Origin of the sequence: Paenibacillus aurantius (assembly GCF_032268605.1) — a bacterium.
Classification (GTDB): domain Bacteria; phylum Bacillota; class Bacilli; order Paenibacillales; family NBRC-103111; genus Paenibacillus_AO; species Paenibacillus_AO aurantius.
Map to the genome: position 1 here is coordinate 4,855,335 of NZ_CP130318.1, position 11,691 is coordinate 4,867,025.

Annotated in this window: 10 protein-coding genes and 1 pseudogene; 1 reads left to right on the forward strand and 10 read right to left on the reverse strand. The window is 53.4% G+C overall.

Annotated elements, in window-relative coordinates:
- Window positions 1-87: 87 nt before the first annotated feature.
- Window positions 88-272, forward strand: a pseudogene (locus MJA45_RS21950) (DUF2935 domain-containing protein); the annotation flags it as partial.
- A 50-nt stretch (window positions 273-322) separates the two neighbouring features.
- Here the strand turns inward: MJA45_RS21950 and MJA45_RS21955 are convergent.
- From MJA45_RS21955 to MJA45_RS22000, 10 genes are all read right to left on the reverse strand, one after another.
- Window positions 323-514 (reverse strand): hypothetical protein, encoded by a 192-nt coding sequence (locus tag MJA45_RS21955; protein WP_315604033.1) that lies wholly within the window; start codon window positions 512-514, stop codon window positions 323-325.
- Window positions 515-702: 188 nt separating this feature from the next.
- On the reverse strand, window positions 703-1,926 hold the full coding sequence (locus MJA45_RS21960; RefSeq protein WP_315608079.1) for an ATP-binding protein: 1,224 nt from the start codon (window positions 1,924-1,926) through the stop codon (window positions 703-705).
- Between the two features lie 204 nt (window positions 1,927-2,130).
- A complete protein-coding gene (locus tag MJA45_RS21965) occupies window positions 2,131-3,282 on the reverse strand; it encodes a YncE family protein (RefSeq protein ID WP_315604034.1) in 1,152 nt (383 codons plus the stop codon).
- Entirely contained in the window at window positions 3,279-4,016 is a 738-nt protein-coding gene (locus MJA45_RS21970; protein WP_315604035.1) for a glycerophosphodiester phosphodiesterase, read from the reverse strand. The genes MJA45_RS21965 and MJA45_RS21970 overlap by 4 nt, the downstream gene beginning before the upstream one ends.
- A 15-nt stretch (window positions 4,017-4,031) precedes the next feature.
- A complete protein-coding gene (locus MJA45_RS21975) occupies window positions 4,032-4,802 on the reverse strand; it encodes a carbohydrate ABC transporter permease (protein ID WP_315608080.1) in 771 nt (256 codons plus the stop codon).
- 73 nt (window positions 4,803-4,875) lie between these two features.
- Window positions 4,876-5,811, reverse strand: coding sequence for a carbohydrate ABC transporter permease (locus tag MJA45_RS21980; RefSeq protein ID WP_407083065.1), 936 nt, complete (start codon window positions 5,809-5,811; stop codon window positions 4,876-4,878).
- Between the two features lie 18 nt (window positions 5,812-5,829).
- Window positions 5,830-7,143: an ABC transporter substrate-binding protein gene (locus MJA45_RS21985; protein ID WP_315604037.1), complete on the reverse strand. Its 1,314-nt coding sequence runs from the start codon at window positions 7,141-7,143 to the stop codon at window positions 5,830-5,832.
- 370 nt (window positions 7,144-7,513) lie between these two features.
- Entirely contained in the window at window positions 7,514-9,256 is a 1,743-nt protein-coding gene (locus tag MJA45_RS21990; protein WP_315604038.1) for a glycerol-3-phosphate dehydrogenase/oxidase, read from the reverse strand.
- A 362-nt stretch (window positions 9,257-9,618) separates the two neighbouring features.
- Window positions 9,619-11,244, reverse strand: coding sequence for a copper resistance CopC/CopD family protein (locus tag MJA45_RS21995; protein WP_315604039.1), 1,626 nt, complete (start codon window positions 11,242-11,244; stop codon window positions 9,619-9,621).
- A gap of 37 nt (window positions 11,245-11,281) precedes the next feature.
- Window positions 11,282-11,683, reverse strand: a complete 402-nt coding sequence (locus tag MJA45_RS22000) for a DUF2203 domain-containing protein (protein WP_315604040.1) — start codon at window positions 11,681-11,683, stop codon at window positions 11,282-11,284.
- Window positions 11,684-11,691 lie beyond the last annotated feature (8 nt).

Sequence of the window (11,691 nt, forward strand, 5' to 3'; positions counted from 1 at the left end):
GTCCGGTTCGGACGGCGTTTTTTGTGCTAGGGTACGGGGTCAACTCCGGGCGGAAGGAAGCGGGCGACGGCTTGCCGGACTCGAGGATCGCAAACCTTGCCTCTTCTCGATCAATTTCTAGGCCAAGACCGTGTTTCGGTTGCCAGCCTTCGTGATTTTAATAAGACAACACATCCCCCCTCTTAGCCGACCACGTATACCGAACAGTAGTGCGGTTTTTATTTATTATCAGTATGTTTGAGCAAGCATTAACAGGAAAACCGGCTCAATAAAGACAAACGCCTGTAATCCGTTTAAGGATTACAGGCGTTTTGTATTGGCATCAGCTCTTACTCTGTTCAATGAAATTAATTGCAAATTGATACAATGGCGAAAGCACATACTCGTGAAATCCTTCCCCTAACCCAATAGGCTGAAACAATTCATAAGCCGCAAGGAAAGGCAATAAACCCAAGGCAAGCACCGCAAAGAGAAACCCGACAACCATGCATCGGAATGCTTTTCCCAACGTCATCTTGACCATCTCCTTATTGTATTGTCTATTTTATCATACTCTTTTGGGCAAGCAACAATCACTAACGGCATCATGGTTTTGGTGGCGTTACACCATTTGATGTGGGACACCGTCTTGAATACGTGATTTGGCAAAAACAAAACCATCGAAAGCTATGGTTTCCCCCAAGGTTTCGATGGTTTTAATGCTTAGTCGTTTATGTCTGAATTAAGCGGTATTGTAATAATAAATGACGTGCCAACGCCAAGTACGCTGTTTACCTTGACGGTACCTTCGAGGTCGTGAATAACCTGATAGGAGAAGGTTAAGCCGAGTCCCGTACCGTTTGATTTGGTGGAATAATAGATCGATCCTAGCCGTTCTACCGCTTCCTTTGTCATTCCCACTCCGTTATCGCTAACGATTAATATGGCTTCTCCGTTTTGCACGGTAAGTTTTGTGGTGACCAATCCGTCTTCATTAGGTGTACACGCTTCAAGGGCGTTTTTAATTAAATTAAGAAGTGCCTGTTTGACCTTATCCCCGTTCGCGTTTATCCATACGCCATTTACATGAATCTCCATTTTCAAAACAACATTATTCATATTGGCAAAAGGCATAAGCACTTCGACAACCGATTGAAGATGGGAAGAGAGGTCAAACTTTTCTACATTTTGGGAGAGAGGCTTCGATAACGAAAGGTAATCGGATAAAATAGCTTCCGTACGAGCAATCTCCTCCATGCTTATGTCAATGTACTGCATCACCTTCTCTCTCGGGAGAGGTGCCTCATAGATTAATTTTAAAAAGCCTTTAACCGCTGTTAGCGGGTTACGAACTTCATGAACCAAAGATGCGGCAACCTGGCTGACCGCTTCAATCTTTTCGGTCTGGGCGTACCGAAAGGACATTTCCCTATCGGATATGGACTTTGCAAACAGACTCGTAAGAAGCCAGATTCCCACTCCATTTTGAACAGCAACAAATACTATTTTAATGAGAAAGTTTTCTTTAACAGCCGTGGGGTAAATGGAGATAAGAACACAAGTAGGTATAAAACAACAAAGTATACCCGTGGTAACCGTAATAATGGCTTTGTTCTTTATCTTGTGGTAGAGATGGCTGGAATAGATCGAGAGCGGAAATGTTAGTGATGTGGAGATTAAGGCGGACAACAAACCTGATCCACCAAGGGAAAAGCGAAAAACCATAAATTCCAAAAGCAGAATGAATCCGGTCGGTATCCCGCCAAAAACAAGACCGAAATACATGAGCACATATCTTCCATCCAAATAGATGCCGTCATCGATGGTACTGTGCATGCTCATCGACAGAAATAAGCAAAGAACACTTATCACGGTGACAAACCTTCGTAAATCCGCTTGGTTACTACTTAGATAAAAAATGTTAAAAGCAACATAAGGTATTAGCATAACAAACAGCTGAAGTAAGAGTTCTTTTAATGTCGCCACCGTTTATGTAATTCCCCCGGGCAAGTCATAGTTAAATAAAATCCTATTCGACCTCAACTCTCGATATCCTGCTTGCTAAAGGGATAGCTGCACCAAAAAACCCGTCGTTTACACGACGGGCTCCAATAAAACGCAAAAAGGGGAGCCGCCGGCTCCCCATCCCTACTATTGTTTCCAGTTCACAAGATACAGATGGTCCAGCGGGTAAGCCCCGTTCGACCGGTAAGCGGCCGCCCCCGACTCAAACAAGACATAGAGGCCGGCCGGAGTATGGGCCACTCCTTCCGTCATCGGCGGGGAAATCAGCTCCGCCTGCTTCGCTTGGCCGTCCAACAACCATACGGGAACCTCGGCGGATCCAATTTTGACCTTCTTTTGCGGAGTGCCGCTTAGCGGATTCGCGTACTTCAGCAGCACCCCCGGGTTATTCCGGTTATAGGAGCTGCTGAGGATCACGCGGTCCTTGTTGATCTCCATTCCCTGAACCGCATCCGGGATCGACAGAATGTAGTCGGGCGTCACCACTCCGTTCGCCTCCGCCTTCTTCCCTGCCGGGAGCAGGTCTGTGGCGGGATCGAGCTTGTAACCGACGACCCAGGCTTTATGCTGCTTGCCTTCCCGATTGTCCATATAATGCGTCTCGCTCGTCGGGTAATCCTTGCCGTAAGCGAACTCCCCCGCCCAGAGAATGCCGTCCGAATAAGCGGAGAAGGACGAACGGACTTCCGTTTTGACCGTTCCCGCAAACACGACGGCATCGCCGTCCTTCGCGTTAACGACGTCCTCGAGCTTAAGCTGATACAGATACCCGTCGGAGGAGATCCAAAGATGCTTCCCGCTGAACGTTACCCCTCCGGCGTGGCCGGTATAAGCCTTGCCTGGCTCTGTTTGGAGCATGACGGACTTAACCAGCTTGCCGGTCGTCTCATCCAGAATAGACAAGAAGCTCGCCTTAGATTTGTCCCGGTAATACGAAACGACCAGCCATTTCTGGGCCGGCACGTATGCCAATCCTTGAGGAACGGCATTCTGCATCAGTCCCGGGATGATAGGTCCTTCTTTGCTCATGGAGAGAAAGGAAGCAATCTCCTTCATCTCCACCCGGATCTTGATGCCCGCCTCCTGCTGGGTAATGGCGTCGCTTCCCGGGCTTGGGGAGACGGCCGCCGCCGATGGAGCGGCGGCCGCTGCCTTGGCGGATGGTGCAGCAGAACCCGCTGGAGCGGAGGGTTGCGATGCGCATCCCGCTGCCAACATCATCAAAGCGGCTGTCAGCACCAAGGTCTGACTCCGGACTCTTCTCACCGATTGTCTCATCCCTGCTCCTCCAGAATGGTACGAAGCCTTCCCGGATAATCCGTAATGATGGCGTCCACTCCGTAGGAAACCGCCTGGCGCATCTTCTCTTCCTCGTTCACGGTCCATGGGTAAAGCGCGTAGCCATGCTCCTGGGCATCCCGCGCATCCTCGGCATCCAGCCCGCGCAGGTGCATGTGCAGAGAGTAGGTTTCGACCCCGGCCGCTTCCGGAAGCTTCCAATGATGACTCAGCCGGTTGTTGTACAGCAGCCCGACCCGAACCGCCGGCTCCAGCCGCTTAAGAGCGGCCAGCGTCTTGAAATCAAAGGAGGATACCACAACCGATTCCACCCGGTTCTTGCGACGCATCAGCTCTATAAGAGCTTCCTCCATGCCCTCCCCGATTCCCCCTTTGATCTCTACGTTGATCAGTAGATCGCTTGGTGCCAGATCAAAGACCTCTTCCAGGGTAGGAATCCGTTCTCCGGTGAACGCTTCTCCGTACCAGGAGCCTGCGTCAACCTGCCGGAGTTCTTCCAAGGTCAGGGAGGCTACCGCTCCTTGGCCGTTCGTGGTGCGCTTGATCGTGGGGTCGTGGATCACGACGATCTGCCCGTCCTTCGACAAGTGAACATCCAGCTCAAACCCGTCGCATCCTTGCTCCAACGCCAGCTTGAAGGAGGCCAGCGTATTCTCCGGCGCTTCGCCGGCCGCACCCCGGTGGGCGATGACGAGCGGTTTCGTCTTGCTCATGATCCGTAAATCCTCCTATTTGAACGTCGAGTTGGCCATAGCGGCAACAATGTATTTCTGGGCGAAAATGAAAACCAGAACGATCGGGCTGATGATCATGACACTGGCCGCCATCAGAAGATGGAAATTAAGGGCTTCGTTGCCCGCCATCGAGTCTCTCATCATGGCAATCCCGACCGTCAAGACGCGCATGTCGTTCGAGTTCGTCATGATCAGCGGCCAGAAGTAAGAATTCCAGCTGTGAATGAAGCTCAGCACGACAAGAGTGGATACCGTAGGCATGGCCATCGGCACCAGAATGCGGTACAGCGACTGAAGCCGGTTGGCTCCATCCACGCGGGCCGCCTCGAGCACGTCGTTATTCAACGACTTGAAGGTCTGCCTTAATAGAAAAATGCCATAGGCGGAAGCCGCGTGAGGAATGATCAGGGCGTAAAACGAATCGATCCAGCCCAGCTTCGACATCATGACGTAAATCGGAACGAAGGTCACTTGGTCCGGCACAATGAGCGCGGCCAGAACCAGAATGAACAGCTTGTCGCGGCCCCAGAACTGGCCCTTCGCAAAAGCGTAAGCCGCAAGAATCGCAATATTGATCTGCAGGAGAAGAATGCCTGCGGTTTGGACAATGGTGTTTACGGCATACCGTCCGAAGGGAGCCGCCTTCAAGGCGTCCAGATAGTTGCCCCACATGAATTGTTCCGGCCAGAACGTAGGCACCGCAAGCCTCAGCTCCGCCGAGGTTTTCAGTGAAGTCACCAGCATCCAATAAACCGGGAAGAACATGATGAGCGTCACGATGGCGGCTGCGAGCAGACGGGTCGATTTTCCTAACGATTTTGCATTCAACCGGTCTCCCCTACCCTTCGTAATGAACTTTCTTGTTGGATACGTACATCTGCAGCATCGTAAGCACGACAATGATAAAGAAGAAAATGATAACCAGCGCCGAAGCGCGGCCGGTCTTGAAGTTGACGAACGCCATTTCGTAAATCCAGTAAACCATCGCTTTTGTGGATTCGAGAGGTCCGCCGTTGGTCAGAATGTCGACTGACTGGAACACCTGCATGGACGAAATGAAATGAGTCACCACAAGGAACAGCGTAGTCGGCGAAAGAAGCGGCAGGGTGATTTGCAGGAACTGGCGGAACTTGCTCGCCCCGTCAATACTCGACGCCTCGTAATATTCAAGAGGAATGCTTCTAAGGCCGGCCACGAAAATCAGCATGGCGAATCCGAGTCCTTTCCACACGGCTACTACGACAAGCGCCCACATGGCGGTTTTCGGATTTTGGAGCCACTGCACCGGTTCGAAGCCGAGTTTCGTCACTAAAACGTTCAGAAGCCCGTACCGGGTGTTAAAGATCCATAGAAAGACCATCGAGACGATAACCATAGAGATGTAATAAGGCATAAAAATAACGGCTCTCATGAAGTTGAAGGTTCGGCTAGCCACATTGAACAAGAGGGCCAGCGCCAACCCCAGAATCAGGGTCAAGGCAACATCCAGGATCGTGTACGTAAAGGTGATGCGCAAAACCTTGTAAAACAGCTCATCCGTAAGAAGCTTCGTGTAATTCTCCAAACCGACGAATTTCTTCGTCGGTTTGGTCATGTTCCAGTTGGTAAAGCTGAGGTACCCGGAATAGACAAGCGGATAATACACGAACGCGAACAGGAAGGCCAAAGCCGGCAGCGCGAATGCGAAGTCCTTAAAACCTTCGAGGCGGCGGCGCAGGCTCCCGGAGGTCCGTACCGCCGGAATAGTCTTGGCTGCAGGTTGATTCATTCCCATTCTCCTTTGGTCAAAAGATTAGTACTCGGACAGAATATCGTTCATCTTCTTGATGGAATCTTTAAGAAGCGGAACCGGGTCTTTGCCGTTCAAAGCCATTTCCCCAACAACTTCCTTGTAGACGGCGCTCATTTCCGGATAACCCGGATGCTGAGGACGAGGACCTACGTTATCGAAGTTGTCGAATACGGCTTTGTACTGCGGATATTTCTGGAAGAAAGCTTTGCCCTCTTCGGACGTCACGACGGACTTATGAGTCGGCAGGTAGCCGGTCGATTCGGCCCATTTTACGTTGTTCTTGGCTTCGGTCATAAACTGGATAAACTTCCAAGCGGCTTCCTTCTGCTCTTTCTTGGCCCCGCTCATCATGACAATTCCCGCTCCGCCGATGTGGGACTTGCGTTCTTTGTCGCCGGGAATGAAGGAGACGCCGACTTCGAATTTCGCATTTTCCAGATAGGTTTTGATAACGGCGGAAGTATGCTGAACCATTCCGATCTTCTCTTCGAGGAACATTTGGCGCATCGTGTCCGAAGCCCCTTTGCCGTAGCCCATCATAAGCGAACCGTCGTCGATCCACTTCTTGAAGTTCTGGATCCAGCGCTGGCTGTCCGGCTGGTCAAGAGCGGTCTTCTCGCCGTCCGGCGTAAGAATGGCTCCGCCGCCGTTCGAAATCCAAGGATCGTAGTACCAGGTATCCCAGCCTGGAACGGAGAATGCGTAACGAGTCGTTTTGCCGCCTTCCTTCACCGTTACCTTCTTGTTGAAATCTTCGATATCACTCCATTTCTCCGGCGGCTTGACGCCGAGCTTGTCAAAGAGCGTCTTGTTGTAAACCATTACACTCGTGCTCACGATAAGCGGGAATCCGTACTGCTTGTTGTTATAAGCGTAAGCTTGAAGCATTCCTTTGGAGAAGTCGTTCATATCGATTTTGTCACGCTTGATGTAAGGCGTGAGTTCCTCAAACGCTCCGCTGTCCGCAAAATTCGCTACCGCCGAAACCTCGACGTTGGTGACCGCAGGAACATCTTTAGCCGCGATAGCCGCTTGCAGCTTCTTCTGCAGATCGGTATAGGCCCCCTGGAACACCGGCTCTACCTTGATGTAAGGATATTTCTTCTGGAACTCGTCAATCATGTAGTTCAGTCCGGCCATTTGGGCTTCCGCATGCGCGTGCCAATATTGGATGGTAACCGGTGTCGTATCTTCTACAACGGGAGCCGCAGACGGCTCCGCTGCCGTATCCTTCGTTCCTCCGCCGCCGCAGCCGGCCGTTACCATCACTAGTGCGGCCGCCGTCATGCCGGCAAACCATTTCTTCATTGCCATTTCCTTTTCCCCTCTCTTAGTAAGCCCCAGCAGCTCATCCGCCTGCCATTCCTTGCCTGCGCACATCAAAAAGGAGACTAGGAAAAAGCCGAGAAACGTAAGCAAAACAAGCCTACAGGAGGCGATGCTTTGCCGTGTTCCAGGGTTTTCTCATAGTCTCCACCCGGTACTTGGCCTATATCAATGGTTGCAAATGAAGCGCTTTCTTCTTCCAAGTATTACACATGACCCTTTTTCTGTCAAGAAAAATTAATAATTATACCATATCGTTAACTTATTTTACAAATTCATGCAATTTCCGACCAAAGTACCGTTACACACACAGGGATCCCATGCATATAACGGTTGGGTTTGGTCGTTCTCGTCTTATTTAAGCTCTTTTTGCCGCTGCAGCCGGTTTCCTTCTTCCAGCTTGCTTGGCCTCCGGCACGCGGTGCATTTCCAATTCCTTATCACTGCCCGGCAGCTCTTGAATATTCCCGAAAAGGGTATCCAGCTCCTGCTCCTGCTCCGCCGCTTGAGCCTCACTCCAGCCGAGCTGCTCCGTCATGATGGCGACTACCTCCCCGCGCAGCTTCTGTGCCTTAGGAAGCTTGAAGTAGGACCAGCCGGTGCGCAGCCGGACAAAATCAACAGCCGTAACCGTCATTTCGCACTCAATGGCGTACTTGATCAGCGCGTACAGCTCGCGATGGGCCTGGGACCGGGCGTTCGGGGCATCCGCGGTGAAGTTGTCGACGATCGTCATAGCACCGGTTCCGTAAGTATCGATCCATTCCTGCATCGTCTCCCGGCTGACGCCTTTCCCGGTCCCGACAGCCAGCATTTCTTTCTTCCAGTCGGCAAAGCTTCCTTTCCCTTGGTTCTCTCCTCCGCTGATAACGATCTTATCGGTGGAGCAGCCCGGCAGCCGTTTCCCTTCGGCCGCATACAATCTCTCTCCCACCAGATCGACCACTTTCTCGGCCATCTTGCGGAAGCCGGTCAGCTTCCCGCCCGCAATGGTAATCAGCCCGGTAGGCGAATGGAAGATCTCATCCTTGCGCGAAAGCTCCGAAGGGCCTTTGCCTTCCTCGTAAATTAACGGACGCAGGCCGGCCCAGTGCGAGACGACGTCCTTAACCGTCAGCTTCACGGACGGGAACATGCTGTTGACGGCGCGGAGCAGGTAATCCCTGTCTTCTTCGGTCGTTCTTGGGGTTTCGATGGTTTTGTCATAAGCGGTATCCGTCGTTCCCACATAGGTGCTTGTCCCGCGAGGGATGACAAAGACCATCCGGCCGTCCGGCGTATCGAAGTAGGCCGCCTGCTTAACCGGAAGCTTGGCCTGATCGATGACCAAATGGACGCCTTTTGTCAGGAACAGGCGTTTGCCCTGCATGGAGCCGTCCAGCCGGCGGACATCGTCGACCCAAGGACCGGCGGCGTTGACGATATGCTTGGCATAAAGCTCGCAGGTTTCCCCGCTGATGCGGTCCCGCACCTCAACTCCCACCACCTTGCCGTCCTTGTAAAGGAACTGGACCGCTTCCGTGTGATTGACGGCTTGGGCTCCGCGCCGGGTTGCCGTTTTCATGATTTCGAGAGTAAGCCGGGCATCATCGGTCCGGTACTCGAAGTACAGGCCGCCGCCCTTTAACCCTTCCGTTTTGAGAAGCGGCTCGCTCTTGATCGTTTCGCTGCGGTTAAGCATCTTGCGGCGTTCCTTGCGGGCCACTCCCGCCAGCCAGTCATAAATGTACAGCCCGATGGACGACATAAAATAGCCGTAGGTTCCCCCTTTGTAGATGGGAAGAAGCATCGGGGCGGGAATGACAAGATGCGGGGCGTTCTTATAGAGGATGGTCCGTTCCCGTCCCACCTCCTGGACTAGCTTGACCTCGCCCTGCTTCAGGTACCTCAATCCTCCGTGAATCAGCTTCGTGGAACGGCTGCTCGTGCCCGATCCGAAATCATTCTTCTCGATAAGCCCGATCCGGAGTCCGCGCTCGGCCGCGTCCAGGGCGATGCCCGCCCCGGTAATTCCCCCGCCGATCACCAACAGGTCAAGCGGCTCCGATGCCATCTCCCTTAGCTTAACGGCCCGGCTTTCTGCTGAAAATGCTGCTGTCATGATTCTCCCTCTTTCCTTCACTAGTTAAAATGAAAAAGGAAAAAGCCTGCCTTGAATCAGAAGCCCCCCTTATCCAAAGGGACCCCCGCTTCAAAGCAAGCTCTCCTCGTCTCCGCCTGCTTCCAACATTATAATTCGTCACCCAATAGCCGCTGCAGAACGCCGCTCCACTTTCCGGCTTCCTCCAGCGCCGGCCGGACGGAATACAAAAAGCCCTCCACCGCAGTAAACACACTTCTCCCAGGTAAGGAGAATTGCGAGTACGGGTAAGGGCTTTCTCTTGGGCTCCGCCTAACCGATTCACTTCTACCTGCTTAGCAGTATATAACGCGTTGGTGACTCTGTCAATCCCATGGGGGCAATCAATAAACCCTCATAATCTTCTCGTAGGGGATTTCGTCGTCCTGGCTGTCGAGCACACGGACCTGCACGGTCCAGCTTCCCGGGAAGGGAAGATAGGGACCTTCGGCTTTGTAGCTGTAACGCTTCATATCGAAGGAGGTGTCGATTTCCTTGTCGTCATAGGGCTTTACCGGCACTACAATCGGGGCGATGGAAGGATCGTCGTTGTTGATCATTCTCAGGATAACCTGCTTGGGCGGGCCCATCTGCTCGGGAAGCCATACCTTCACCGTGAAGGTGTTGGTGCCCGGGATATTAGGCGTGATCTTGGCGCTCATGTGCTGCTTCGTGCCCATTACGTGCCACGCTAACGGTTCATTGGGCGGCACGGGGGCGAGATACGTCAGCAGGGCGACCACTCCCAGAATGACGGCCATCAAGGAAAGATCCACCTTCAGCAAGACCCCCGCCCCATTCACTCCTCTCTTGCGAAGAGAGGAACGGATCAGCGCACCGGTAACGGCAATCATCACCACGAGCCCTGCTTTGACCAGCAGCAGGATGCCCCACTGCGAGTAAAGCACGTAGCTGATCTTCGGCAGGAACAGGAACGTCGACAGAACGCCCGTAAGGGCCAGCAGCAGAATGGATCCCAGCGCGGCCCGGGAGAAGCGCTTCAGAAACAGAAGCAGGAACCCCTTCTGCTTCCAGAAGGCCACCGTGACCACGAGTCCGCCCGCCCAAAGAGCGGCCGCCGCCAGGTGCACCGCGTCCAGAAGCACCAGTACGCCTTGCGGCTCGAACGCCATGGCGTGGCCGTTGACGCTTTTGACTCCGATGAGGGCGGCCACCCACAATAAATTCAGCCAAGGCTTCCGGTGAAGAAGCACGAATCCCAGAAGAGACAGGGCAAGCGAGGCCAGCCAGGACAGCCCTACCGTCGTTCCGGTAAAGAGACCCGTAAGATCCTGAAGCCCTCCATCCTCCCCAAGCAGATCGGCATAGTGGGTATAGATGAGCAGCATGAGCGAAATCAGATGAACGCGCTGCAGGCCAAGCGACCACTGCCGCATCCGGTCCCGGATTTCCCGGCTTCCTTCGCGGAACCGAGTCATCCACAGCACGAATCCGGTCATCGCAAGCAAGGCGGCGTAATAAAAGAAGCGCGAAGCCATCTTGAAGAACTCGCCGGGGGACATGGACCAGCTCAATTCATGGGCTTCGTGAGCCGCATGGTCCGGAGAGGAAGCGCCCCGCGGCGGGCCGACGGTGATCACGTAGCTGCCGTCCACCGGGTGCCCGTCCGCCGAGATCACGTGATAGCTCACCACATAGATGCCCTTGTGCAGCTGGGGCAGATCCAGCGTAAGGGAGGTATGCGTGGAGTTGATAACCGGCTTGTTCGGGGTGACCGAGCGCCCTATCTCGTCAATCACCTTCAGGGTAAACAGCTTCTCTTCGATTCGTTCGTTAAAGGTAAGCTCTACCCGGGGCGGCGATTCCTCCATCTGGCTGTCGGCCTCGGGAACCGCCTTGGTGAGCCCGGCATGGGCGGACACTTCGGACGCAAACGCCCCCAACGTTATACCTAAGAGCAGCACAACTAGACCAAGGATCCGGCTCCGAATCCCGAATTTCCTAGACAACCCTGCACTTCCTTTCCCGTCCAAACGACTGCGGCTTCTAGGAATCAAGCCGCTTCCGCCCCGCGAATCCGTCGCTTACCCCATGATAATAGCGGATGCTTTCCTCTCCCTGCATCCAGCACAGAAGGACGTCCTCTCCGCCGATCCGGGCCGGAAAATCAATCAACCCGCGGTCGATGTCCTTGATCTCCGCCCCCTTCATCCCCAGGCTGTCGATTAGGCTCTTCGCCTCGATCTGCATAAACTCAAGCTCGCATTCCTGCTCGAAAAATGAATCCTCGCCGGTCACCGAAGCGTAGGTCGTGTTCTCCTTCAGCTGCTGCAGCTCGCGGTATTTAAGCTCGAACTCCCGTTTCGTCTGCTGAAGCTTCTCCAAATCCTGCTTGACGGACGGGAGCAGAGCGTTGGCCTCTTCGGGCGTAAAATATTTGCGGGTCATGCGGCATC

Excerpts from the sequence above, each read along its gene's own strand:
- MJA45_RS21955 (WP_315604033.1), bottom strand. The coding sequence starts at position 514 with ATGACGTTGGGAAAAGCATTCCGATGCATGGTTGTCGGGTTTCTCTTT.
- MJA45_RS21960 (WP_315608079.1), bottom strand. The coding sequence starts at position 1,926 with ATGCTAATACCTTATGTTGCTTTTAACATTTTTTATCTAAGTAGTAAC.
- MJA45_RS21965 (WP_315604034.1), bottom strand. The coding sequence starts at position 3,282 with ATGAGACAATCGGTGAGAAGAGTCCGGAGTCAGACCTTGGTGCTGACA.
- MJA45_RS21970 (WP_315604035.1), bottom strand. The coding sequence starts at position 4,016 with ATGAGCAAGACGAAACCGCTCGTCATCGCCCACCGGGGTGCGGCCGGC.
- MJA45_RS21975 (WP_315608080.1), bottom strand. The coding sequence starts at position 4,802 with ATGTTCTTCCCGGTTTATTGGATGCTGGTGACTTCACTGAAAACCTCG.
- MJA45_RS21980 (WP_407083065.1), bottom strand. The coding sequence starts at position 5,811 with ATGGGAATGAATCAACCTGCAGCCAAGACTATTCCGGCGGTACGGACC.
- MJA45_RS21985 (WP_315604037.1), bottom strand. The coding sequence starts at position 7,143 with ATGGCAATGAAGAAATGGTTTGCCGGCATGACGGCGGCCGCACTAGTG.
- MJA45_RS21990 (WP_315604038.1), bottom strand. The coding sequence starts at position 9,256 with ATGACAGCAGCATTTTCAGCAGAAAGCCGGGCCGTTAAGCTAAGGGAG.
- MJA45_RS22000 (WP_315604040.1), bottom strand. The coding sequence starts at position 11,683 with ATGACCCGCAAATATTTTACGCCCGAAGAGGCCAACGCTCTGCTCCCG.